Raw genomic sequence first — 25,940 nt, 5'->3', positions numbered from 1 at the left:
GCTCAACAACAAGCGTGTAAGTTAAATTGTGATTTTTGTTCAGCTCGACTATTATAGCGACCCTAACCCCCTCATTATTTTGTGCCCTTTAGCAAGGCGCATCCTGTCATTGGAGTAACAATGAGTAGCTACAAAGTTTTAGACGTTAATGACGATCTTCCAATTCGCACTAAAGGTGCGGTTCACAGTGGTAAAGTACGTTCAGTTTATTGGTTAACCGACGCCGACAGTGCACGTTTAATTGAAGAAAAAGGCTATCAAGTCCCGGTTGGTACAGAGCTGGCAATTATGGTCATTTCAGACCGTATTTCAGCGTTTGATTGTATTTGGCAAGGTGAAAATGGTCTTAACGGTGTACCGGGTAAGGGCATTGCGCTTAACAGCGTTGCTTCCCATTGGTTTTCACTTTTTGATAAAGCTGGCCTTGCAGGTAATCACATTGTTGATATTCCACATCCTTATGTTTGGATTGTGCGCAAAGCCAGTACGGTAAGAGTTGAAGCGATTGCGCGTCAATATATTACCGGCAGTATGTGGCGCGATTACGCAAAGGGCGTAAGGGAGTTTTGTGGCTTGCAATTACCAGCAGGTTTAGAGGCCAATCAAAAACTAGATGATGTCTTAATCACACCATCAACCAAAGGGATCATCAAAGGTTTAGCAGACGTACCAGAAGTGGATGACGTAAACATCTCTCGTAAAAACATTGAAGATAACCTTGCAGCGTTCAACTTTAAATCTGCGGCAGATGTGGATAAGTACGAGCAGTTGCTAACCGAGGGCTTTACTCTGATCAGTAAAGAGCTTGAGAAGCTTGATCAGATCTTTGTTGATACTAAATTTGAGTTTGGTTACGTTGAAGATAAAGACGGCCAAGAGCGCCTAATTTACATTGATGAAGTCGGTACGCCTGACTCGTCACGTATTTGGGATGGCCCTGCTTATCGCGATGGTAAGATCGTTGAAAACTCAAAAGAAGGTTTCCGCCAGCTATTGATAAACAACGTACCAGATAGCGATGTGCTGCTGAATAAAGATCGCATGCCTGAGCGAGAAGCGCTTGCTCGCGATTATCTTTTGCCAGAAGCTGTGATGATGTCGGTAAGCGAAACTTACGTTGGGATCGCAAGTAAAATCGTTGGCCGTGAACTAACGATCCCTGCGGATCCTCGCCAAGAAGTTATTGATATTCTTGATAAGCAGTACGGTTTAATAGATTAATTATTTTTCAATTGCCCTGATAGACAAGTTTATTAGGGCAATTTCCTCAATCCACTTGCTTTTCATTGCAAGGTCTCTTTTACTTAACCTAATTGTTGCAAAAAATAGAGTCAGATATGCGAACGTCTGTTCTACTCCTACTAAGTTTTTGTTTTTTATTCCTTTTAGATTCAAGCTGCGCAAACGCTGGGCAATTAACAGTGCTAGATGGCAGCGGCAAGCCCTTGCAGCATGCCGTTGTTGAATTGACGGACGAGCCTGTTGAGTCAGCAGCAAAAGCAGTGGCGGTTATGGATCAAATCAATAAACAGTTTGTTCCTTTCATCCTCACTATTCAAAAAGGACAATTGGTTAATTTTCCCAATAGCGATGATATCCGTCATCACGTTTATTCGTTTTCTGCGGTAAAACCTTTTGAGCTAAAGCTATACGCTGGCACGCCAAATCAACCGCTTAAGTTTGAAAACGCTGGTGTAGTGGTGTTAGGTTGTAACATTCACGACTCTATGGTGGGCTATATTTACATTGCAGATGACAAGCAAGTATTGGTATCTGATGCGAATGGACTGGTAACTTTGCCGAATTCTACGAAACAAGTAACGGTATGGCATCCTTATCAAGATAATGACATAGATAGTCGGCAAACCGTGCAAATAGTGAACACTATGGAGCCGATGTCCGTAACAATAAAAACAACTTATCCAGCGCCGCGTAATACCTTTGGCGAGCGCTTTGGACAACATGAATGAATAACAGCTTTAAAAATAAAATAATTAGTCTCTGTATTTTGCTGATCCTTGTCACGGCGGGGATGAGCTTGGCAAGTTTTTGGTGGTCCACAAGTAAATTCAATGAAGCGCAAGTGCAAAGAAAAATTCAAGTGGCACAAAATGTTTATCAACAGTATTTAAAAGCGCGAGAGCAGCTATTGGTTACCGCGGCGACTGTACTGACCGCCGACTTTGGCTTTAAACAGGCAGTCGCGACGAGAGATGCACAAACCATCAGTAGTGTGTTGCTTAATCACTCCCGCCGTATTGATGCCGACTTAATGCTGCTGCTGGATGTGAAAGGCGACCTGATCTCCGCTAACAGGGAAGGACTCGACTTCCCGAGCGACACCAGAACTTGGATGCAAGCGTTGCAAAGCCACACCGACCACTCAGCTTTTGTGGTGCTTAGTGAGCAGTTGTATCAAGTGATTATTTTGCCTGTGCGCGCACCTAGGACGATTGCATACTCAATTATTGGCTTTGAGGTTGGATCTGCTGTGGCGTTAGAGCTCAAAGAGCTGACAGGAATGGAAACGAGCTTTGTTGGTGCCGCTGATAACCTAAAAGCAAGTTCGCTGACTACTCTTGCACTTGGTGGTGATTTATTTACTTTCCTAGCGGCGCAAAAAACGACACGTTGGCTTAGCCAGTATCCGGTATATGAAAGTGCAGAGGTGAGCTTACCTTCTCTTGAGAGTAACCCGGTGAGTTTGGTACTCAGTGCGGATTTAACTACTCAGTATCAAGAATTCGATAAAATGGTGTTGACCATTATTTTACTCTCCCTCGGTACTATCCTTATTGGTTTTATCACCAGTGGTATTGTTGCCAAGAATCTTACGACACCGCTTAGTAAGCTTACTGAGTTGGCAAAACGCTTTGCTAAAGGGGATTACTCAGCCAAACTGGAAGAGGCTCGACCGACCCAAGAAATTTGCCAGCTTGTTGACGCTTTTAATGATATGGGCGAAGACATTCAAGAGCGTGAAGAGCAGATCCGCTTTCAAGCCAGTCATGACCATTTAACGGGATTTTTTAATCGTAATGCGGCTTTGGATAAACTACATAGTATGCTCAGCAGTGGTGCAGAGTATTACTTTATTGCCATAGACATAAAGGGATTACGCCATATCAATGACAAGCTCGGCCCTCGGGTAGGAGATGATTGTATTAAAGCCGTGGCGAAACGGATAGCGGAGATCAATACAGCAGAAGGCGGATTGAATGTTAGGCTTGGTGGTGATGAGTTTTTAGTTGCACATCCAGCGAGTGCGTGTGCCGATCCGCAAAGTGCTGTGCTCGGTATTGTTGAATGCGCTGAGATGCTAAATCAAGGTCTGAGCAAGCCCTACACTGTGCAGGGGTTAGATATTTCGCTTCACTTTAGTATCGGCGTAGTGCATTACCCCAAACAAGCGCATACTCCCGAGGATGTTGTTCGCCGGGCTTTGATAGCAGTTGATACTGCAGCGCACGATGGTCATGATGTTTACTACTACCAATCTGGTGAAGATGAAGCCCACCTAGAGCGCCTGCAAATTATTGATGAACTAAAACACGCTATTGCCAACGACGATGGTCAGCTTTTTATGACCTACCAACCAAAGCTAAATATGAAAACCAATCGTATTGATAAGGTTGAGTCTCTTATTCGTTGGCAACGTAAAAATGGCGAATGGGTGTCGCCCGAACTATTTATCGATCTTGCCGAGCAATCAGGTTTGATTGTTGAGTTAACTCAGTGGGTAGTAAAGACTGTGGTGTCTCAAGTTGCTAATTGGGTACGCCAAGGTGAACGCATCAAGGCGGCTATTAATGTATCGGCACAAGACATTGCAGATAAAAATTTCTTGTCTCATCTTAAGACGCTACTAGACACATATAACGTCAAACCTGAGTTGATCACCATAGAGCTTACTGAGCGAGACATGATTGAGAATGAGGAAAAAGGCATTGCGGTTCTCCAAGCGCTCAAACAGCTTGGCGTGCAGGTCTCTCTTGATGATTATGGTGTGGGTCAAACCTCCCTTGGTCGATTAAAAATGTTACCTATTGATGAGTTGAAACTCGACAAGGTATTTATTTTAAAGCTCGCACAATCGGAAAAAGACCAGTTTATTGTGCGCTCCACTATCACGCTTGGTCACCAACTTGGTTTTAGCGTGGTCGCGGAAGGGGTTGAAGACAAAGCATCGCTTGAGCTACTTGAGTCAATGCAGTGTGATTATGCACAAGGTTACTATCTAAGTAAGCCGCTTAAAGCCGCAGACTTTGACCTGTGGCTGGGGAGATATAATGAAGTGGGCTAATGTTTTTGCCGCATGCTTAATAGTATGCGGACCAACTTACGCCGCAACAGGAAAGTTACTAGCGACTCCCGGGGTGTCACAGGTTGAGGGAAGTGCCGGTGGCGGTATTGTGCCATGGGCGCAGCTTGCCGGATATGCTTCGGAAGATGAATGGTCGGCGAGCGGGTTTTGTAGCCGAGCTAGCCTAAAAGACTACCAGCTCGATGTGTGTGGCGTTCAAGCCAACTTATTCAATCGCGTAGAGTTAAGTTTCGCTCGACAAAACTTCGATGTGGATGCGCTTAATCTTGATATTGAGCAAGATATTGTCGGTGCTAAGGTGCGGCTATATGGCGATATCGTCTACAGTAAATATCCACAATTGAGCTTTGGTATTCAGCATAAGTCCTTGGATGATGCAACGGTTGCCAATTTACTTGGCGCTGAAGAAGACTCAGGAACGGATTATTACTTAGCTGCAAGCAAACTGCATTTGGGTGCTGTAGGCGGTTATAACTGGTTCTGGAATATTACGATGAGACATTCTCGGGCTAATCAACTTGGCATTCTGGGTTATGGTGGGGCTAACGACAGTGCGCCTTGGCAACTAGAAGCCAGCAGCGCAGTATTTTTATCTAGGCATTGGGCTGTCGGTGCAGAATACCGCCAAAAATCCAATAACCTTGGACTTGGTGAATCAGATTGGAAAGATGTATTTGTCGCTTGGATCCCGAATAAGTCAGTAAGTGTTACGGCGGCATGGCTAGACCTTGGAAAAATCGCAGGGCAACCTTCTCAAACGGGTTGGTATCTATCTGTTACGGGGTACTTTTAAATGAAATGGCTATCACTAACGGCAATCTTGCTTTTCCTCGTGGCGTGTAGTGCTTCAACTCCACAAACCTCCCTATATGAGCAAATAGGGGGTAACGCCGGCGCAGAAAAGCTAGTAGACGCGTTTATTAAACAGATTGGCAATGATGACGTTATTTTACCGTATTTTAGAGAGTCCAATGTTAGGCACTTTCGTGAAGGGTTTATCACTCATCTGTGCGATACCTTAGATGGCCCTTGTGATTATGAAGGTGATAGCATGGTGCAGATCCACACCGGCATGGCTATTAGTGAGTCTGACTTTAATCGAGTGGTTGATCTCTTGATCAACGCAATGAATGAGGTTGGGATTGCTCACTCTGTACAAAATCAAGTTTTGGCCCGTCTAGCACCGATGCGAAGTGAAGTGATCAAGCTGTAGGCTCGATAGCAAAAAGCTTGCAGAGAGGTTTGTTTGTATTTTGTTAGTAAACTTGTCCTTGCAGATAAATTGTGTTGTTTATTGGAGTTATTGTTCTTAATCCAAAAGAGTAAAGTATAAGCTGAATTTTGATGCTTAATTCTGTAATCTAATAGCCAAATTGTCGTAAAGTTCGTCACGGTTTTAGCAACAAATAAATGCCATAGTAGGTTACAGCTCAAATCGTGCTGATTAGAAAGAGAGCCAAGTTGAAAAAAGTTATCACATTTGGAACCTTTGATGTATTCCATGTTGGTCATGTCAATATTTTAGAGCGAGCGAAAGCACTGGGTGATTATCTCATTGTGGGGATCTCGTCGGATGAACTTAACTTTTCGAAAAAAGGTAGAAATCCAATATACTCAATAGCAGAACGCCTAAAAATCATTAGTTCATTGCGATTTGTAGATGAGGTGTTTGTGGAGGAATCTCTGGAGCTAAAAGCGCAATATATCAAAGACTTTGATGCGGATGTTCTGGTGATGGGTGATGATTGGAAAGACAAGTTCGATATATATAAAGATATCTGTGATGTGGTTTATTTAGAGCGCACCCCATCAATTTCAACAACAGAAATAATAGAGGTCGTGCGCAGACCCGAAGGAAAGTAATAGCATGAAGCATGTGGTCGATAGGGAATGGCTCTTTGCAAACCTTGGCAAAGTGAAAGTATTGGATGCTGGCATTGTAAAACCGGGTCAGTCAGGCCCTTATAACGCCCCTGCAATCATTCAAGGCGCGCTGCGTTTTGATATTAGTGGTGCGCTAGCTAATCCCTATGCTACATCACCCAATATGTGCTGCAGTCCAGCTCAATTTCAAGCAGAAATGCGACAGCTTGGTATCAACCAACATGATGTGTTAGTCGCTTACGATGATAAGGGCATGTTTAGCGCTGCCAGAGCTTGGTATATGCTCAAAATGATGGGTCATAAACAAGTGTATGTACTGGATGGCGGATTACCTGCTTGGTGTGAAAAACAATACCCTTTGAGTCAAGCATACGCGCAAGTCCAACAAGCAGGAAACTTTGTCGCTGCATATGACGAAACAGCATTTGTCGATAAAGCGGCTGTGCTTAGTAATATTGATGCTGAACTGAGTGATCTATTTGATGCTAGAGGTGCAAAGCGCTTTACTGGTGAAGAGCAAGAACCTCGTGTAGATATGCGCAGCGGTCATGTACCTAAAAGTAAAAACCTACCATATACGAGTTTGCTAAATGCTGATGGCTGTTTTAAACCACTCATCGAGCTTGAAGTGCTGTATAGCGACTTATCAAAGGACAAAACTAAGCCTCTGATATTCTCTTGTGGCTCAGGTGTTACAGCTTGTATTTTAGCGCTGGTGGCTGACGAGCTAGGTTATGAACATTTGACGGTATATGACGGCTCGTGGAGTGAATGGGGCGCTGATCCCGATGTGCCCGTTGAGACGAGTTATACCACTATTTAATGTGAAAAAGGTGCCAATGGCACCTTTTTCATTTGCGAAGCGAGCTATTTTCTCGCTTCAAAATAGATCACTTATGATAAGCAAGGCACGCTTCAACTTCGTGCTTTGAACCTAAGATAACACCAACGCGTTGATGTATTTCTTCAGGTTGAATATCCAAAATGCGTTCACGCCCAGTGTGGGCAATACCGCCTGCTTGTTCGATAAGCATCGCCATTGGATTGGCTTCGTAAAGTAGGCGAAGTTTAAATGGCTTGTTTGGATCTTTGCGATCTTCTGGATAAGTGAATAGTCCGCCACGGCATAATACGCGGTGAACATCGCCAACCATTGCCGCTATCCAGCGCATATTGAAGTTTTTACCACGCGGTCCGGTTTCACCTTCAAGTAAATCGGCAATGTAGTTTTGCATTGCTGGGGTCCAGTGGCGTTGGTTTGAAGCGTTGATGGCAAACTCTTTGGTGTCTTCAGGAATGGCAGCAAAGTCTTGCGTGAGTAGGAAGCTACCGTGTGTTTTGTCTAGGGTAAACAAGCGAGTTCCCTTGCCGGTTGATAGCGCTAACATGGTTGATGGGCCATATAACACATAGCCCGCTGCTACTTGTTTATGACCTGGCTGCATAAAGATTGCAGGATCGCTAGGATCTGAACCTTCAGGGGCTTCCATAATAGAGAAAATAGTACCAACTAGTGAGTTAATGTCGGTATTGGATGAACCATCCAACGGATCGAAAGCGACAATATAGTTCGCTTTTGGATTGCCGGCGACGGTGTAATCTTCTTCTTCAGAAGCGATGGCTTTGACATAGCCAGATTCAAGCAAAATATCTTTCAATAGCTGGTTTGAAAGTACATCGAGCTTCTTTTGCGTTTCACCTTGAATGTTCTCATCTAAGGTTGAACCTAATACACCTGAAAGTGCACCTTGGCCAACACGGAACGATATTTCTTTACATGCCGCGAGAATGGTTCTGATTAGAGAAACCAACTCACGAGAACAACCATCTTCAATTAACACCGGAGGGAGTCTACGCATTTTTTAAATCCTGATCACCTTGTGTTTATGGCAATAAATAGTGTGAGAGGTGCCATAAACAGCGCTGTAATTCGTCTTGAAAGACTGTAAATTGTATACGATTTCATATACAACTGGGGTTAAGCCTCAAAACCATAAATAACAAAGAGCAGCCATGAGAAAAATAACGTGCTTCACTCAAACTGTATCCGCTTTGCTACTGTGTATGATAACCCAAGCACACGCAGCAATTAAGTCTATTGATGAATTTACTGCCAGTTTTAATCATCATCCCGGTTTTTACGCCTTCTATAGCGATGATTCGAGCGGCAAACTGTACTTAGACATCGACAAACTAGACGCCCCTTTCTTGTTACAGCATAGTTTACCTTATGGTGTAGGTTCGAATGATATCGGTTTAGACCGCGGGCAGTTAGGTGGTACGCACTTAGTTCAGTTTGAACGTTTTGGTGATAAGGTCATGCTGCGTGCTATCAACACGTATTATCGCGCAAGTGCGAATAATATGGCCGAAAAGCAAAGCGTTAAAGAGGCTTTTGCTTCAAGCATTCTACACGGGTTCAACGTGGTCGCAGAAGATAAAGACAGTGTTTTGGTTGACTACACGCCTTATCTACTCAGCGATGTGCATGGTGTTTCTCTCACGTTGGCAAATCGTAATCAAGGTAGTTTTAGCTTAGATTCAAGCCGCAGTGCTGTGTTTATGTCGCGTTCAAAGGCATTTGTTAAAAACACAGAACTTGAAGCCGTATTGACTTTCAAAGGGACAAAGCCAGGTGAATATGTACGTCAGGTGAGTGCAGATCCTTATGCGCTTACAGTACATCAGCACCACTCTTTAATTGAGCTGCCTGACGATAACTACCAGCCACGTGCGTTTCATCCGCAATCGGGTTATTGGAGTATCGAGCATAAGGATTACTCAGCACCGCTTGGACAGTCAATGTTTGTGCGTTATATCCCACGCCACCGTTTACAGAAAAAAGACCCAACTGCACAAGTCTCGGAGGCCGTAGAGCCAATTGTTTACTATCTTGATCCTGGCGTACCTGAGCCGGTCAAAACAGCATTACTTGATGGTGCTAAATGGTGGGATCAAGCATTTGAAGCTGCTGGCTACAAAAATGCGTTTCAAGTCAAAGTACTTCCTGATAATGCCGATCCTATGGATATTCGCTATAACGTGATCCAGTGGGTTCATCGTGCTACTCGTGGGTGGTCATACGGCGCGTCGGTGATTGACCCACGTACCGGTGAAATTTTAAAAGGGCACGTGACGCTAGGCTCGCTGCGTGTCCGTCAAGATATTCTTATCGCCGAAGCACTTTCTGCACCATTTGTTGAGGGTAATGAGGTGACTGAGCGACTTCATGCTATGGCGCTAGACCGTATTCGTCAGTTGAGTGCACATGAAATTGGCCACACGTTGGGCATTGCACACAACTTCTCAGCGTCGGTAAAGGATCGCGCGTCAGTCATGGACTATCCTCATCCGCTGGTGGGATTTGAAAATGGCCAACTTGATATTACCAAGGGCTACGCAAAAGGCATGGGCGTGTGGGATACACAAGTGATTAAATATGGTTATAGTGATTTCGCTGGCGCTGATGAAGCCACTGAGCTTGCAGCTATTCTTGCTGAAAATAAGGCGCAAGGGCTTGAGTTTATCTCTGATTCAGACGCCAGAGCACAAGGCGGAGCGCACCCAACGGCACACCTTTGGGATAATGGGGCAGATCCTGCTGCCGAATTACTGCGTGTGTTGGATGTTCGCAAGCAGGCGTTGAATAGCTTTGGTATTCACAGCATTCAAAAAGGAGTTGCTCTGTCGCAGCTAGAGGAGAAACTGGTACCACTGTATCTTTTCCATCGTTATCAAGTTGAAGCTGCAGTAAAATTGATTGGCGGCGTGGATTACGACTATGAAGTTCGCGGTGACGAGGTAATAAAAGGGGCGAAAGTTGTGGCTAAAGAGGCGCAGCAAAATGCGGCCAATGCGCTTTTGAGTACGCTGTCGCCTGCGGCGTTGACTATTCCTGACTCTATTTTGGCGTTAATACCTCCTAAGGCTTACGGTGAGTACAAAACTCGCGAAAGTATTAAAGGGAGAACTGGGCTAACCCTAGATGCGATGGCATTACCAGAAGTCGCCGTACAGCATAGCCTTAACTTGCTGCTTAACCCACAGCGATTAAATCGTCTTGCACAGCAGCACGCACGTGATCCCCAATATTTTGGTACACAGGCACTTTTAGATGCTTTATATCAGCAGGTATTTGCCCAGTCAGGCAGCAAAGGTATGGCTCAAAAGCTACAGCAACGAGTGCAATACCTAAGTGCAACTCAGCTTGTAAAACTGAGTCACAACGATAAAGTCGCACCTGAAGTTCAGGCGCAATTAAAGTTTTATTTAGCAAAAGTTGCGAAAGACTTTAATCAGTCGTCGGTATTTAGCGATGTTGCTTTTGAGCAAGCGTTTAAACATATGCTCGCACAGCAAATCAATCGCTACCTAGATTCAGGAGAGTGGCCTGAAAGCTTTAAAGCGCTTGAAATGCCACCAGGCTCACCGATCTAAACGATCTTGGATTTAAAGAAGGGGTTGGCTACTTTAAGCTTACCTTTACCACTCTATAATAATGGCAAATTAACGCATAAGCGTTCGTTTGCCATGTTAAAAAATAATAAAAATCTTCAGCTACATTTGAACTTATACTAGTTTCTTTCTTAATTTGAAGGAGCAAGTTTGACGCAGCTGGTTTTAAGATTTTATTATTTAAAACAATTGAGTAGAAAGTTTTTCTTATCTGTATGGATGTCGTTACCTTGGTGCTAGCAGGATGCGGTAGCTGTGCTATTGACAAGACTTTCTCGCTTCAAAATAGAGAGCTTAATTAAGCAAGTTGGTATTAAAAACGTACAAAAATCCGTTGATACCTAGTTCCTATTTTGATAACTTTAATTAATGCTATTGAGTCATGTCTTATGAATAATCCACTGCACATTGTATTTTGTAGCAATGGTGACATTATCTTTAGTATTCAATCTAATAAAAATATCAGAATAATTAATTACTAATTCAACAGGAATATTGAAAATGAAACTACATCTAACTAAAAAAAGCATCAAAAACCTATCTCGTGATAATAAAACACTGCCAGTTAAGGCAACTCCGGCAATTGGTGGTGGTTTCGTCACACACAACTGCAACTTGAATTCAATCGACTGTGACAGACCTACGACTTATACATTATCGATTGAAATCTGTAACACTGATAGACCAGAGATGTAATCTCATATTCTTATCTAAAATATAGATAAATTAAAAAGTCACCTAGCTTGAACCGACCCCCAATAGTTGGAGACCAACATTGGGGGTTAATTCAGATGTTAGGTTTTTTTATGTCTTTTTGTAGCACTTTGGAGCATTGCTTTACCCCCCCCCAAAAAACCTAATTAAACGTCCCTATATCATCCAAATACTGTGGATGTGTAGCCCATAGCCGCCTATTTCTAAGAATCCCCATTAGCCCTTCAGCAGATGTGTAATGACAAATAAGGTTTTATTTTTTTGCATTATTTTTCTCAATTTAAATCATAAACTGCAAATTGGTAGCAGACATCCAGATTCCCAGCACCTAACTCCTAGCGCCTAACCCCTTTATCGGCCACTTTTTTGATTCCCTCTAATATGGCTTCTGTTGTCCACTCTACCTCATTAAATGGGATGTCAGGTTGATAAAAATCACCATTGCCACGGGCTCTATTTACATAGACTTTATTAGGAATAATGACCTTGCTCAAGCCTGATGGGGTATCAGCCAACCTTACATCCATATAGGTTGAATCTGAGCTACTTGGGGCGCCAAATAACACTGTATTTGAAAACAACTTAAAAGTATCGACAGCACCCAGACAGGCGCTGCCACATTGCCCCGGCACGATCACTATCGCTTTATTTTTAAAGTCACTTTCAGCTAGCTGCTTTAAAGCATTGTTTGCTTGTGGCTTATGCTCTACATAAAATGGCTTTCCAGCCTCTAAAGATGCACGCATACCTACAGACACTGCTTTCACCATTTCATGCATCTCAGGCTGGTCGCGTAATACAGTTATTAACGACTCTACATACTGAGTATTATCTTTTGATGCTCGCCACCACACCTGTGATTTTTCGTCATGTTTATCTTTTCGATAATTAACGATTTGCTGCCCCCATAATTGCTCGGCGATTTTCAAACTCCAATACGTTGAACCACCTTGATTATGACGAAGGTCTAATACCACAGCTGTAGCTGTGAGAAGTTGTTCGCGTTGCCTAGCTAAGTCAGCAAATAGTTGTTGGTAATTTGATTTTTCTGTTTCGTTAGGTGCAAAGGTGGGCATTGCTATCCAGGCTATATCTTCAACAGGCCAATGTAAACCGACCTCCAACTTATCGCCATTGTAAGCATTTACTAGGTGTTGACTAACGCTATCTGGTCGTTCTACCCACTGTAACTGTAGACTGTAAGCCACGCCATTCGATTGCATAAAGTCGCATGTTTTTAATGGTGGTAAAAATGGATTACCGTCGTCGATTAATAATCGCCACCCTTGATTCCACCAATGACCAGGCTGCTCAACTTGACCATGAAACTTAAACAACGTGTTACGCATCAAAGGCTTAATAGGCGTATCATTACAGCGTATGACCTTGTCGCCCTTAGTCACTTTATCATGCTCGCTGTAATACACTTTTAAACCATCACCACGCCAAACCACCGAGAACCCCGGCCAGCGCCTAGGTTGCTTCACCGCCTTTGGTAAAACCGCCACAGCGCCAGCATGACCATCTTGTAAAACAGTATTAAAACGGGCAATTGTGGCCTCATAGCCAGGGGCATCTTTGATCTTTTCAGCAAGCACTAACGCTTGTTGTTTTGCGTTTTCAAGTAACTGCGCAAAGCCAGGATTGTGGCTATCCAATATACCGGGGTGATTAGTAGCAGATTGCTGATAGGCGTAATGGATATCTTGTTTTGCTACGGCTTGCCATTGCAAAGCTGTGCTTGGCAGGTTGTCTATTGAATCGTTGTCATTTCCAAGCGCATGAGAATTCGTTGCAAGCACAGAAAGGCAACTAGCTAAAGTACCAAGGGAGATGTTAATCGTTTTTTTCATATAAATTCTTTTAATTATTATAATCTGACTCGTGAACCTGAGGTTTGAATAAGGTATTAATGGTCCGAATCTCAGGTTATTTAATAGACCAGTAAACCAAACAAATCGGTAAAATGTAACCTGTTTTTATGTGATTAGGTTTTAATGCAGCACAAACATTCGAGAAGTAGTGATTTCTTTCACAATGACAAGTGAGATATGACAGGATAAATCTCGACCTAAAAAATCATCAAAACTGAAGGCTGGTTGCTCAGCTTAGTAACTCCTTACTACTGCAAAAAAATCACTCGGCAACATGTCGCGTTCACCATCGTGTTCTGCGGCTATGTCTCCAACTTTACCATGCAAACATACCTCAAGACGTAGCTTGTGGTGTACCTAAATTCTTAACGTCGCGGCTGTCATGAGGTCTGATCTAAGCTCGATAATGTGGTTACATAGGAAATTTACGCGACACTTTTAGGGCTGAAGTGATAGATATTAAGGGGGCATTAGCAACCATTGACTACACTTTATGCGATTAACCGCTGACGAAAGAATAAATATTACCGATCTATTCACTGAGCAGGTAGAGGGTGTAGCGCAGATGAAAAATGAAATTTATCGTTCATTTCATGGTGTTTATACCTGTTTGAGAACATTTACCAATAACTTCGGTCTTACTATTATATTGATGTAAATGTAGCCAAATGTCACACTGCGTAAAAGGGTGTGATCTTGCTTTACTTCACATAATGAAGGAGTAAGGTGATGGTAGAGTTTGAAGGAGATCCAAAGATGAAAACACAAATTGCAATACTTGCTTTATTTATGACTCCCTTGTTTGTCAATGCAGGTGAAGTCGCTGTGACTTGGAAGGACTTTAAAGAGTATCGCGATGTTAGGCCAGGTAATGAAACGCGAGGTTCGTTTCATCAACGGGTTGAGAAGCAACTACAGAAACACCTAGAAGAATTAGCGACTAACTTACCCGAGGGTTACAAGCTTGCGATTACTTTTGATGATATAGATCTTGCAGGTGATGTTCATTATGGTACTACTGATATTCGGGTGATTAAACCAATCCATTTCCCCCGTTTTGAAATTAGTTATAAGTTAACTGATAAGTCTGGTAAAACCATCGCAGAGGAAAATGGCGTGACGTTAAAAGATATGTCATTCATGGATAGAATAAAAAGGGGAATGGACGAATCCTTTTATTACGAAAAGCGTCTTTTAACTGACTGGTTTGAAGATGACTTAATGAAGAAAGCTAGTTGAGTTGATCAACAGCTATGGCGATCTTGATGAGAGCGCCGAGACTGGGTGTTCTCATCTTCTTTTAGCTGAATATTAGTAAGTTAGATGAGTCGCTACTACTCGTACTCTATTGTAGTAATTTTTAGTTTTATACCTCAAAATATTTTGCCTACCTCAAATACATGTTACTGTTTCTTGGAGTTGTGAATAGTTCTAATCGTAACTCACTACTTATTTCGTACTTAGGTTGGATGCTTTTATAAGCACCTAAGCTGAACTAAGGTCATAACAATCCAATTGTTACGGTTTTATTATTTTGTTGTGATTTTGTTGACTTTTTTATTTCAGAATGTATATTCTGTTTTTTGAGGAGCCTATGGGAAGAACGCGAGAGTTTAATGTCGATAAAGCATTGGAACAAGCGACAATCCTGTTTTGGAAGCAAGGATATAGGAATACTTCCATGGAACAGTTAGTCACTTGTACTGGTGTCAGTCGGTACGGGTTTTACCAAGAATTTGGTAATAAAAAGGAATTGTTTCAACGCTGTTTGCAGGAGTATTCACTGCGTAAAATTGGGCCTGGGCTTAAGCGTTTAAGTGCAAGCGATGGCAGCTTGGCAGACTTAACTGCATTTTTTAACTTGTATAGTCAAAACATTGCAGAGCATGGTGCTAATGGCTGCTTGATTTGTAATACGGCCACAGAAGTGGGTGAATCCGACTCTGATATGAATTCAGCGGTGCAACAGGTCTACAGTGCGCTGAGTGCGCAGTTTCGAGATTTCATTGAAAAAGCGCAAGCGCAAGGTGAGATTCGCAAAGAGATTGATGCAAACAGCTTGAGCTTTTGTTTACTTGGCGTGCTTCAAGGTGTAGCCGTGATGGCAAAAGGAGATTTCCATCGTGAAACTCTGAGACATTACTTAACTACGATTTTTGACATGATGGCGCAGAAGTAACGAAAGATAATACGTCGTGATAAAGATTTGAATTGAGTGATCAGTAAAGATTACCCAAAGCGTTTGCTTAATTGCTAGAAGTGATCGTGAAGAAAAGCTTTTAGCTATTTTTTTATTTTATATCAGAATGATTGTTCTGTTATTTAAGGAGAGACAATGGGATCATCGCTAGAAGGAGTTGCTAAGCGACTCGGTGAGTTTGTCACTAGATATAAATACTTGTGTTTACTCTTCAGTATCATGTCTTGTATTGCAATTGGTATTGGGGCAAAAGGGTTAACATTTTCTAATGATTATCGGGCATTTTTTAGTGCTTCAAACCCCGAACTACTGGCTTTTGAAGCTTTTCAGGATAAGTACACCAAGAACGATAATATTCTTATTGTTGTACATCAAAAGGCGGGTAACGGTTTATCCAAACAGCACGCAATGGTGGTTGAACAGCTGACAGAGGCTGCGTGGCAAACACCCTATGCTAGTCGAGTCGACTCTGTGACTAACTTTCAGCATAGTTACGCGGAGGGAGATGAGCTGATAGTTGCGGACTTGATGAAAAACGTCCAGTCATTAAGTGAAGAAGACATTTTACAAAAAGCGGAAATTGCACAACAAGAGCCCTTATTAAAACAGCGCTTGATCGCAAATAATGGTAAGACGACAGGTATCAATATTACCGTTCAGTACCCAGGTGAATCACTGACTGAAGTACCGACAGCGGTAAAATATGTTCGCGAAATAGTTGCAAAAGCACAGCAAGAGAATCCTGATTTAGTGTTTGCGCTTTCTGGAATTTCGATGCTAAACAATGCGTTTAGTGAGTCAGGGCAGCAAGATGCCGAAACCCTTACGCCTATCATGTATTTGGTTTTGATCATTGTAATGTACTGTGGATTACGCAGTTTTCCAGGAACTATTGCAGCTGTATCTGTGGTGATTTTCTCAAGTGTTGTGGCTATGGGGGTCAGTGGCTACGCTGGTATTCAATTAACTCCTATTTCGATAACCGCACCAACTATTATTCTAACGCTAGCGATAGCTGACAGCATACACGTTTTGTTGTCTTACTATGCTGCAAGAAAAGCAGGACACGAAAAAAATCACGCGATAGTGGAAAGTTTACGAATTAACTTCGTTCCCGTATCTATAACTAGCTTGACTACAATTGTAGGCTTTTTAACTCTTAACATGTCGGATGCCCCTCCATTTGCAGATTTGGGCAACATTACAGCATTTGGTATTGCTGCTGCTTGGGTATTATCTCTAATTTTACTACCCAGCCTGATCGCCATTTTGCCAGACAAAAAGAGCTATGCAACTCGTACAAGCATGTTATCTCATTACCTAGGTCGTTTTGGTGGTGCTGTAGCGCAGAAGTATCGAGCTATTTTGCTATTTACTGTTGTTGCGATTGCGGCTAGTGCCTACGTGGTCCCCAATATTGATCTCAATGATGAGTTTGTGAAGTACTTCGATCATCGAGTGGAGTTTCGCCGTGATACCGATTTTACCATGGAAAACCTTACTGGTATTTATGTGGTTGAGTTTGATGTTGAAAGTGGCAAAGTAGGCGGGATCAGTGAACCTGAATATCTTACCAATCTGAATCAATTTACACAGTGGCTGAGAATGCAACCAGAGGTGGTTCATGTCTATAGTTACACGGATATTGTTAAGCGTCTCAACAAAAATATGCATCAAGATGATACCGGTATGTATCGTTTACCTGCAGATAGAGAGTTAGCAGCGCAGTATCTTCTGCTTTATGAAATGTCCTTGCCATTTGGGTTAGACCTGACGGACAGGATCAGTATGGATAAATCGGCAACTCGAGTAAGCTTGACTCTAGATAACCTCTCAACTGGCCAGATCCAATCTTTTATCGCTCGCACTGAGGCTTGGTTAGTCGACCATACACCAGATGCTATGCATGCTAAAGCAACCGGTGCGACCGTAATGTTCTCACATATTTTCCAGCGTAACGCAGAAAGCATGCTCAGCGGTAATTTAATTGCCGTTATCGTGATCACCTTGATTATGGTGATGACGCTGAGAAGTATTAAATATGGGATCGCAAGTATTCTACCCAACACAATTCCGATGCTATTCACTTTTGGTATTTGGGCTATATTGGTCGGTCAAGTTGGTGTGGCGGCGGCTACGGTAACTTCAACTTCTTTAGGGATCATTGTTGATAATACCGTGCATTTCCTATCCAAGTATTTACGGGCGAGGCGAGAGCAGGGATTGGACCCCGCAGGTGCGGTGAAGTATGCCTTTGAAACCGTCGGTGAAGCTATTTTACTGACCACATTTATTCTGGCTGGCGGTTTCGCAGTGTTGGCCTATTCAACCTTTATGATCAATGCGCAGATGGGGCTGCTAACTGCACTTGCCATTGTCATGGCACTCATCGTGGACTTTTTATTCTTACCCGCGCTGCTTATGTTACTGGCTAAAAGATCAAAGCAAGCGAGCAAAGCGCCTATTCAAGAAGGAACGAAAAATGAAATCTACAACGTCTAAGTTTTTATCACATTTAGCAATCGGATTGCTGGTTATACCTTTTGCCAGCAACGCAACGCAAGACAATCTAGGCTACAACATAGCAGCTAAAGCAGATCGTTCAGATCGAGGTTTTGAAGTCAGTGCGGTTGATTTAAAAATGCGTTTGATAGACAAGAAAGGCCAAGAAACCGAACGTTTATTGACCATGAAAACCATGGAAGTGGCAGACGAAGACAAAGGTGACAAAAGCCTTATCATTTTTAACTCTCCTGCAGATGTAAAAGAAACCAAGCTGCTTTCACATGCGCAAATTATAGATGCTGATGATCAGTGGTTATATCTCCCAGCGCTTAAGCGTGTTAAACGGATCTCTTCTGCAAACAAATCGGGACCATTTGTTGGCAGCGAGTTTGCGTTTGAAGATTTTACGGCTCAAGAACTCAATAAGTATAGCTATGAATATGTAGCGGAAGAGGCGTGTGGCGAGCTGACATGTGCGGTGATAGATCGGTTTCCAAAATATGAAAACTCGGGATATACCAAACAACGTGCATTAATAGATACCAAGGATTATCAAGTTAGAAAAATAGACTTCTACGATAGAAAAGGCAGTCATTTAAAAACATTGAGCCTAGATAACTACAAGTTATATCAACAGGCGTACTGGCGTCCGCTTACCATGACAATGGAAAATCACCAGTCGGGCAAAAAGACGATATTAGAGTTTTCAGACTACCAATTTGATATTTCCTTGAGTGCTCGCGACTTTATTAAATCGTCGTTGAAATAGGGGGTGGTATGCGACTCAAGGCGATGCTTGCTGTTGTGCTATCTTGCATTCCGTATGCGAAAGCTGAGATGGAATGGCAAAGTAGTACCAGCATTGACCTTAGCACTCGGCAGTATAATGGCTCTCCGATGAGAGCCTCACAACTTGACCGAGAGTTCGATGCTAAATTGATGTGGGAGCTGGATTTTGAAAACCCAAAGACAGGCTTAAGCGGAGGGCTTAAACCTGTATTGAGTGCAGCGAAAAATGAGGGGGTAAGGGCATTCGACATTCAAGAAGCATATATCACTCGTTCTTTCTCTCAAGGGCAGTTGAATGTTGGTGTAAATACTGTTTTTTGGGGAGTTGCAGAGTCTCGTCATTTGGTTGATATCGTCAATCAAAAGCAGCCGACACGAAATTTAGATAACGAGGCTAAGCTTGGAGAATTACTACTCCATTATCAGCATTTTACTGATAATGGTCATTGGTTTGCCATGTCTTTACCTTATTTTCGTGAGCGTGATTTCGGCCTTCCTGATGACCGCTTGTCGTTGCCACTAGCTGTGACCGATGAGCAATTTGTAGGCCGAGATGCTAATTATAGAGGTAGCTACTTATTAGGTTATCGCGGTGTACTTGGTGATTGGGATGTCGGAACCTACTACTTCGACGGCATCGACAGGGAGCCCGTTATACGCCCTAATGATAATCAAGAGTTCGATGCCATTTATCGGCGCCTTCAACAAACAGCATTGGACTTACAGTGGACGTCTGAGTACCTGCTTGGGAAGGTTGAAGCGGTACATCGCCATCACCAAATGGGAGGGAAAAGCTGGGCTTATGTAGTCGGTGCTGAATACTACTTTTACGGCATCGCCAATTCCAACAAAGATCTCAGTTTACTCATGGAGTTACATAGAGATACCGAAGAACAGGTGAATCTAAATCGTCTCTATCAAGATGCGACATTTATTGGCATGCGACTCGCGTGGAATGATGTTGATGATACGAGCATGATTACTGGGGTCTTAATCGATAACGATACTGGGGCTCACACCATTAAAACCGAATTTTCGACTAGGCTCTCCAGTCACTTGAGTCTAGCGCTTGAAGCAAACTTGTTTTTAGAGCAAACCCAGCGTGATGCGACCTACGGGTTTAAAGATGATGATTTTATAGAACTTAGGCTGACTTACTACCTTTAAGGAGAAATTATGGTAAGCCAATACGCAGATGTATTGATTATTGGTGGTTCAATGGCGGGGGCTTGCTTGGCAAGACAACTAAAATTGGCTCATCCAGATATGAAAATTACGGTTATAGAGAGAAAGCAGGCGTTTAATAGTTGGGTTGGAGAGTCGACACTGGAGTCTTTTTGGGACTACATGGCAAACGATTTAAAGCTTGGTTTTTATCTTGAAACAAACCACCTATACAAACATGGGCTGCGTTTTTACTTTGATAGTGATAACCGCGATTTAAGTGTGGAAGAACTGAGTGAGCTTGGGCGTAGTTGGTATCATGGCATCCCTGCGCATCAAATTGACCGCGAAAAGTTTGATAACGATATGGTGCAGTTCAATCGTGAACTAGGTGTCGATGTTGTAATGGGCACTACAGTTAATGAAATTAGTCTCGATGCGCAACAAGGACACACTGTAGTTACCAGCAGTGGTAGCAGTTATACTTGTCGTTATTTAGTTGATGCATCTGGCTTTAATTCACCGTTGGGTAAACAGCTTGGATTAATTGAATCACAAAATGATCGCCACCCTGTGAGTTCATACTGGGGAAGGTTTAAGCATATTGAGCTGATTGATCACCTTGGAAGTGATGAGTGGCGTGCTCGATCGAACTTTACGAGTAGAGCACTGGCTACCAATCACTTTATGTATAAAGGATATTGGATTTGGTTAATTCCATTGAATCAAGACACCTTTAGCATAGGGATTACTGCTAAAAATAATGAAGTGAATTTAAATATTCGTTCAGCTGAAGAATTTGAGCAGTTTTTACGCTCTCATCAAGCACTCAATGAAATTCTAGGACAGCACGCTGAATTATTAGATTACACCTCGATGAAGCGACTATCTAGAAAGGCAAAGCAATCCTTTTCTACAGAACGCTGGTTCTTAACTGGAATGTCATCAGCCTTTTTAGATCCCTTGTTATCACCAGGTTCTGCTTACCTAACCGATGCTAACCGCATGATTGGCGAGCTTATTGAGGCGGATATCGCCGAAGATGCAGAAGTGTTTGCTGGTAAAACAAAGGCATTCAATGCGTACCTTCTTTCTTGGTATGAGAGTTTTATGTTGCACATTACAGGTAACTACCATGGTAGTTATGAAGTACATAAAACGCATTTTGAAGCATTACTAATGCATTGGTTTGGTTTTATTTTACCGTCCTCTATGTCTCGTCGTTATGGTTATTGCCCAAGCCAGCATGGAATGAGTCAAGACGAAGTTAATCAAAAAGCTATCGCGATGATAGAAAATGCTGCGATTGCACGAATTCACGTATTAAAAGATGAGTTTATTCAATTAATCAAAGGGTATGAATACCGCTACAATCGTGGACACTTTTTCGATATTGAACTCACGCGACAACGTATGAAACACGCACATACAAGAGGTGCAATGTTAGACGATGCGGCGATTGCAGAATTAGATCATGCACTTTTGGAAGTCACCTATCAGGGGTTTTTACGTAGCTTATGTGAAATTCAAAAGGTCGACTTTGACGAAGAAAAAATGCCGATGGTAGTTCAAGCTGCTATCGAAGATAAATTATCACTTACCCATGCTATGCAGCTTTTTCACATATAATAATTAGGCAAAGAAAATGGAAAATTTAGCTATTAAACACCGCATCCAGGATTGTCAAATACAGTCGTTAGCAGAAGATATTATTTCACTAATTTTTGAGCAACGCCGTTTGTTACCTATAGAAGATAACGCACCATTCACTGAGCAGATCGCGGGGCATGTGGAGAAAGTTGAGCAATTCATCGCAAATAACGAACCTATTAATATGGTATTGCCAGCTTTCCCTGCAAAGTCACCAAATAGAACGAAAACACTGGGTTTCTTGCCTGATAAAGGGGAGTTTTATGCATTTGAACGCTTAGTCAATCTCTGTAAACAGATTGAATCTATTTATGAACCAGGTGCAAAAGTAACAATTTGTTCTGATGGTCGTGTTTTTGCCGATATCATTCATGTCACGGATTCACATGTCAGTCAGTACGTAAATACACTACGCCAATACGCGGCTCGTCATTACCCTAACTATTTTGAATTCTTTAATTTAGAAGATGTATTTGACAAAGTTGATGACTTTACTGTACTTCGTGAAGAGCTGATGATCCGCTACGGAGAGAGCTTGTCAGACTTACGTCAACGAGTGAAAAATGAAAAAGAAGCGTCCACGATGTATAAAGGCATCACGCGCTTTATGTTGGAGGATTTCTCTGGCATTGAAAAGTTTTCGGATTATAGCCGCACAGCGTTGCAAAAAGTTGCTAAAACAGCTGCCTACCGAGTGATCCAAAGGAGTAATGCATGGAGTCGATTGTTGAAAGATCACTTACCTGAAGCGTTACGCCTATCAATTCACCCTCAATACTTAGTGTCTGAAAAAATTGGTATTTCTTTAGTTTCACAAACTGATGTCTGGACAACGCCATGGCATTCAGTATTGGTGAAAGATAATACAAGTTATCAACTCATGCCGCGTGAACAAGCTGAGAAGTTAGGTTGTGTATTGGTGTTCAACGAAGGCCGTGCAAGCCATTTTGAGCGTATTCATCGAGGAGCGGAGTGATGGATACAGTTAAAGCCTTGGATAGCGTTGGAGTTGTCATTGATGCAACTTCTATGGCTTGTCAACGAGTTGAGCGTCTTAATATTGCGTCATTGATCGATGAAATATTTTCTCAAGGACTGGTTGTGCTCAAAGGATTTGAGCCCCTCAATGATACTGATATGGAGTTAGTAGCTAAAGAGATCGGTCCGCTTTTGCAGTGGGACTTCGGTTATGTACTTGATTTAAAAATACAAGAGCAACCGCAAAATCATATTTTCAGTGAGGGTAAGGTAGAGCTGCACTGGGACGGAGCATTCGCCTCAGAAGAGCCAAGGTTTAACTTCTTTCAATGCTTGCAGAGTAGTTCCAGCTCCGGTGGTGGAGAGACTACATTTTTGAATACAACACGGTTACTAGAAAGTCTACCGAACGATACCATTGAGCAATGGAAGCAAATTCGGATCCGTTATGAAACGGAAAAGAAAGCCCACTATGGAGGGGTGATTGAAGTTCCTTTAATAAGCCGTCACCCTAAGACAGGCAAGCCTCGCATGCGTTATATTGAACCTTTCAATAAAGATAATATGGCAGTGAATCCAGTTGAGGCACAGGTGATAGGTTTTGATACTTATCAAAGTGACGTCTTTTTGAAAGAAATGAACTCGTTACTTTACTCGTCGAACTACTTTTATAAACATAGTTGGAGGAAAGGCGAGTTTGTGTTTGTGGATAATCTAGCTTTATTACATGGACGCAGTCGCTTTGAAGGAAGCGGCTTAAATCGTCATCTAAAACGGGTTCATATTCTATAGTAATGTATTTACTTTCTCATAGCTCACATGGATGTGAGCTTTTTTATCTAAGATTACTAATTGAATAGTGCTAATACTTCCGATAAATCACTGATAATGGCGTCAGGCTCACTTTGTGAAATTGGATTGCCATGATTATAGCCATAGTCAACGGTAACAACTTTACAACCTGCATTTCGTGCAGTTGTCACATCGTTGATGGAGTCACCGACATAAAACCCATCTTGTACTTCGCAATTCATATTATTTACAGAGGTGTATAAAGGCAGTGGATCTGGCTTTTTCTTTTTCAAAGTGTCAGCACACACAATTGTGTCAAACATAGCTTTAATTTCTAAGTGCTCTAATAACTTATGAGTATGTGAAGTATTCTTGTTGGTGACTAAAGCGAGTTTAATTCTTTGCTGATGTAAACTCTGCAGTGTAGCTTTTGCATTAGAGAATAAACTGGATGAGCGTGTAACACAGTCATCGTAAATGGTTTCAAGTAAACGAGTCGCTTCGGCTCTGTCAATATTGGTATTGTTATGGAAGTCTAACGCACGTTCAGTCAGCTTAGTTGTACCATTGCCAATCCAAGTTTTAACAAGGGCAAGTTCAATATCCGGCAAATAGTAATGGTTTAATGTCGTGTTTAAAGCGTAGGCGATATCTTCAGCGGTACTTACTAAAGTACCGTCTAAATCAAAGCCAACCCAAGTCGGGTATGTAAACATGATTTCATTCCTTGTACATTACAGAGGCCCCAAACAACAGAACCTGAATTGATAAATTATTTAAAGGTAGCGAGCAGTTGTAATAGGCTCTGTAGCTTTTTCACAACAAGTGCAAGTTTTTGCTCGTCAATTTCTTCAGTCGTCGATAGACCTTCAACGTCGGCTGCAACATCCAAAACATAAGGTTTAAAGCGCTTGGCTTCAAACGTAAACCCCGCTTCTTCTGTAAATAGTGCTTTAAACTTACCGTGACCTTGCTGCTGCAATTCATCGAGTTTTTTATCCGCATCTAGTGCTTGGCGGTATATGATCTTGAGATTTTCATTGAGTTTTTCGATAACGGCTTGCATGGTCAGTCCTAATCGCCCTATTAAAAGGGCTTATTTTAAGGGTTTCATTTACAAATGTCAGGTGTAAATCTACCCTTTTATAAGTAGTACAAAGGAATTGGAAACTTATCTCGTAATTTATCCTAAAGGTTTAAATTTATACGCCGATAACCAATTTGATCCATCAAAAAGTCAGGTAATCACTTATGAATATTTCCGGAAGTAACCTACCTGCTATGTCTGGAGCGAGCCAAAGTGGTGAAGTGTACAGCGCTGCATTGGCAAAGAAGCAACAGCAAGCAGATGGACAAGCCGCACTTGCTTTAATTGAATCTGCGGGCAGCAGTGCAGCAGCACAAACGCCAGCGAAATCAGTGACAGCAACGCTAGGCAACAACATCAATACATACGCGTAAGCTTATGTCTGATGGCACGTTGTCTTCGGCATGTCCGATAGATATGTGCAAAGCAATCGGTGCTAGGGTCATTAGCACCGATTTTTTGCTATTTTAGTCTAGTAAATTTAAGTCGATCGGCGTTTTACTTGGCTGACCACCAATTTCTCGCACCAATTTAGGCACCAAGAATCCCGGTAGCACTTCTAAAAGCTCAGCCATTATCGCCTTGGCTTCACGCTCTTCTACATCAAAATGACTAGCGCCTTCTACCTTATCGAGTAAATGCAAATAATAAGGCAGTATATCTGCATCGAATAGGGCTTCACTCAATTGGGCCTGAGCCGCAACATCGTTATTAATTCCTTTAAGTAGCACAGCTTGGTTTAGCAAGGTCACATTGGCTTGTTTAAGTTTTTGCATTGCCGCTTTAAAAGTATCATCGATTTCATTTGCATGATTAATGTGATTTACCAAAATCACCTTTAAATGACTGTTTGCTAAACGTTGGCACAATTCCTCGGTTACTCTCGCTGGGATCACTACCGGTAAGCGGCTGTGAATACGTAAACGTTTGATTTGTGGTATAGCCTCTAATTGTTTTAGCACCCAAGCTATCATGTCATCTTTGGCCATCAGCGGATCACCGCCACTTAAGATCACCTCATTGATTTCATGATGGGCGCGCAAATAATCAAATACAGGCTCTAAGGTGCGTTTGTTGACCTGATTATCCTGATAGGGGAAGTGGCGTCGAAAACAGTAGCGGCAGTTGACCGCACAACCGGTTTTGAGCATGAGTAATACCCTAGAACGGTACTTATGTAACAAACCAGGTACAGGTGCGTCTTGTTCTTCGAGTGGATCTTTACTAAATCCCGCTTCAGTTAAATATTCCTGATGTACAGGTAACACTTGTAATAGCAAGGGATCATGACGATCTCCGTGGCGCATTTTAGCGATAAATGGGTGAGGTACTCGCATAGGAAACAAGCGCTTAGCTGCAAAGTCTCGTGCATCAAATTGGTCATGCAACCCCAAGATGTTGAGTAGCTCTTGTGGGTCAGTGACAACATTTGCTAATTCTTTTTGCCAGTTAGTCTGCAAATTTACTTCATTTATTTGTATCATTAGCAGGTTAATTACTCGAATATACGTAGATTAGAGGATA

23 protein-coding genes are annotated in these 25,940 nt (G+C 42.3%); 18 read left to right on the top strand and 5 right to left on the bottom strand.

Annotation, left to right across the window (positions count from 1 at the left end; translation table 11 throughout):
- Positions 1-120 precede the first annotated feature (120 nt).
- From MHN32_RS00460 to MHN32_RS00430, 7 genes are all read left to right on the top strand, one after another.
- Positions 121-1,221: a phosphoribosylaminoimidazolesuccinocarboxamide synthase gene (locus MHN32_RS00460; RefSeq protein ID WP_010605857.1), complete on the top strand. Its 1,101-nt coding sequence runs from the start codon at positions 121-123 to the stop codon at positions 1,219-1,221.
- A gap of 116 nt (positions 1,222-1,337) precedes the next feature.
- Positions 1,338-1,970: a methylamine utilization protein gene (locus MHN32_RS00455; RefSeq protein WP_174170468.1), complete on the top strand. Its 633-nt coding sequence runs from the start codon at positions 1,338-1,340 to the stop codon at positions 1,968-1,970.
- Positions 1,967-4,303, top strand: coding sequence for an EAL domain-containing protein (locus MHN32_RS00450; RefSeq protein WP_237116438.1), 2,337 nt, complete (start codon positions 1,967-1,969; stop codon positions 4,301-4,303). Before MHN32_RS00455 ends, MHN32_RS00450 begins: the two co-directional genes overlap by 4 nt.
- Positions 4,290-5,117, top strand: a complete 828-nt coding sequence (locus MHN32_RS00445) for a DUF3034 family protein (RefSeq protein ID WP_102056042.1) — start codon at positions 4,290-4,292, stop codon at positions 5,115-5,117. Before MHN32_RS00450 ends, MHN32_RS00445 begins: the two co-directional genes overlap by 14 nt.
- Positions 5,118-5,537 carry a group 1 truncated hemoglobin gene (locus MHN32_RS00440; protein WP_102056043.1) on the top strand — a complete coding sequence of 140 codons (420 nt, stop codon included), beginning with the start codon at positions 5,118-5,120 and terminating at the stop codon, positions 5,535-5,537.
- Positions 5,538-5,785: 248 nt separating this feature from the next.
- Complete coding sequence (locus MHN32_RS00435; RefSeq protein WP_222241558.1) at positions 5,786-6,187, top strand: adenylyltransferase/cytidyltransferase family protein; 402 nt, start codon at positions 5,786-5,788, stop codon at positions 6,185-6,187.
- 4 nt (positions 6,188-6,191) lie between these two features.
- A complete protein-coding gene (locus tag MHN32_RS00430) occupies positions 6,192-7,031 on the top strand; it encodes a sulfurtransferase (RefSeq protein WP_239420570.1) in 840 nt (279 codons plus the stop codon).
- Positions 7,032-7,098: 67 nt separating this feature from the next.
- Here the strand turns inward: MHN32_RS00430 and MHN32_RS00425 are convergent, their stop codons facing one another.
- On the bottom strand, positions 7,099-8,067 hold the full coding sequence (locus MHN32_RS00425) for a class 1 fructose-bisphosphatase (protein WP_010374260.1): 969 nt from the start codon (positions 8,065-8,067) through the stop codon (positions 7,099-7,101).
- 154 nt (positions 8,068-8,221) lie between these two features.
- Between MHN32_RS00425 and MHN32_RS00420 the strand changes: the two genes are divergently transcribed.
- Complete coding sequence (locus MHN32_RS00420; RefSeq protein WP_239420568.1) at positions 8,222-10,645, top strand: zinc-dependent metalloprotease; 2,424 nt, start codon at positions 8,222-8,224, stop codon at positions 10,643-10,645.
- 519 nt (positions 10,646-11,164) lie between these two features.
- Positions 11,165-11,359 (top strand): hypothetical protein, encoded by a 195-nt coding sequence (locus MHN32_RS00415; protein ID WP_010605848.1) that lies wholly within the window; start codon positions 11,165-11,167, stop codon positions 11,357-11,359.
- Positions 11,360-11,712: 353 nt separating this feature from the next.
- Here the strand turns inward: MHN32_RS00415 and MHN32_RS00410 are convergent, their stop codons facing one another.
- Positions 11,713-13,230, bottom strand: a complete 1,518-nt coding sequence (locus tag MHN32_RS00410; RefSeq protein ID WP_237116441.1) for a S41 family peptidase — start codon at positions 13,228-13,230, stop codon at positions 11,713-11,715.
- A gap of 750 nt (positions 13,231-13,980) precedes the next feature.
- On the opposite strand from MHN32_RS00410, the gene MHN32_RS00405 reads away from it, so the two are divergent.
- The 8 genes from MHN32_RS00405 (at position 13,981) to MHN32_RS00370 (ending at position 23,329) form a co-directional block, all read left to right on the top strand.
- Complete coding sequence (locus MHN32_RS00405) at positions 13,981-14,490, top strand: DUF3016 domain-containing protein (RefSeq protein WP_010605846.1); 510 nt, start codon at positions 13,981-13,983, stop codon at positions 14,488-14,490.
- Positions 14,491-14,818: 328 nt separating this feature from the next.
- On the top strand, positions 14,819-15,430 hold the full coding sequence (locus MHN32_RS00400; RefSeq protein ID WP_081489958.1) for a TetR/AcrR family transcriptional regulator: 612 nt from the start codon (positions 14,819-14,821) through the stop codon (positions 15,428-15,430).
- 156 nt (positions 15,431-15,586) lie between these two features.
- Entirely contained in the window at positions 15,587-17,953 is a 2,367-nt protein-coding gene (locus tag MHN32_RS00395; protein ID WP_206471827.1) for an MMPL family transporter, read from the top strand.
- A complete protein-coding gene (locus tag MHN32_RS00390; RefSeq protein ID WP_010605843.1) occupies positions 17,934-18,725 on the top strand; it encodes an outer membrane lipoprotein-sorting protein in 792 nt (263 codons plus the stop codon). Before MHN32_RS00395 ends, MHN32_RS00390 begins: the two co-directional genes overlap by 20 nt.
- Positions 18,726-18,733: 8 nt before the next feature.
- A complete protein-coding gene (locus tag MHN32_RS00385) occupies positions 18,734-19,912 on the top strand; it encodes a hypothetical protein (RefSeq protein WP_235366781.1) in 1,179 nt (392 codons plus the stop codon).
- Between the two features lie 9 nt (positions 19,913-19,921).
- Entirely contained in the window at positions 19,922-21,538 is a 1,617-nt protein-coding gene (locus MHN32_RS00380; RefSeq protein WP_239420566.1) for an NAD(P)/FAD-dependent oxidoreductase, read from the top strand.
- 16 nt (positions 21,539-21,554) lie between these two features.
- Complete coding sequence (locus MHN32_RS00375) at positions 21,555-22,535, top strand: isocyanide synthase family protein (RefSeq protein WP_239420564.1); 981 nt, start codon at positions 21,555-21,557, stop codon at positions 22,533-22,535.
- Positions 22,535-23,329 carry a TauD/TfdA family dioxygenase gene (locus MHN32_RS00370; RefSeq protein WP_239420562.1) on the top strand — a complete coding sequence of 265 codons (795 nt, stop codon included), beginning with the start codon at positions 22,535-22,537 and terminating at the stop codon, positions 23,327-23,329. The genes MHN32_RS00375 and MHN32_RS00370 overlap by 1 nt, the downstream gene beginning before the upstream one ends.
- Before the next feature lie 56 nt (positions 23,330-23,385).
- On the opposite strand, the gene gph is transcribed toward MHN32_RS00370, so the two are convergent.
- Together gph and MHN32_RS00360 are read right to left on the bottom strand one after the other, a co-directional pair.
- Positions 23,386-24,045 (bottom strand): phosphoglycolate phosphatase, encoded by a 660-nt coding sequence (gph, locus tag MHN32_RS00365; RefSeq protein ID WP_174170460.1) that lies wholly within the window; start codon positions 24,043-24,045, stop codon positions 23,386-23,388.
- A 56-nt stretch (positions 24,046-24,101) separates the two neighbouring features.
- Positions 24,102-24,395: a hypothetical protein gene (locus MHN32_RS00360; protein ID WP_010605837.1), complete on the bottom strand. Its 294-nt coding sequence runs from the start codon at positions 24,393-24,395 to the stop codon at positions 24,102-24,104.
- A gap of 185 nt (positions 24,396-24,580) precedes the next feature.
- Here MHN32_RS00360 and MHN32_RS00355 point away from each other — a divergent pair, with 185 nt between their 5' ends.
- Positions 24,581-24,790 carry a hypothetical protein gene (locus MHN32_RS00355; protein ID WP_010605836.1) on the top strand — a complete coding sequence of 70 codons (210 nt, stop codon included), beginning with the start codon at positions 24,581-24,583 and terminating at the stop codon, positions 24,788-24,790.
- Between the two features lie 93 nt (positions 24,791-24,883).
- Here the strand turns inward: MHN32_RS00355 and epmB are convergent, their stop codons facing one another.
- Positions 24,884-25,900, bottom strand: coding sequence for an EF-P beta-lysylation protein EpmB (gene epmB / locus MHN32_RS00350; protein ID WP_239420560.1), 1,017 nt, complete (start codon positions 25,898-25,900; stop codon positions 24,884-24,886).
- Positions 25,901-25,940: the final 40 nt, after the last annotated feature.

Origin of the sequence: Pseudoalteromonas sp. Of11M-6 (genome assembly GCF_022347905.1) — a bacterium.
GTDB lineage: Bacteria > Pseudomonadota > Gammaproteobacteria > Enterobacterales > Alteromonadaceae > Pseudoalteromonas.
The sequence above is the reverse complement of the archived record's forward strand: the minus strand, read 5'-3'. Positions and strand labels throughout refer to the sequence as shown.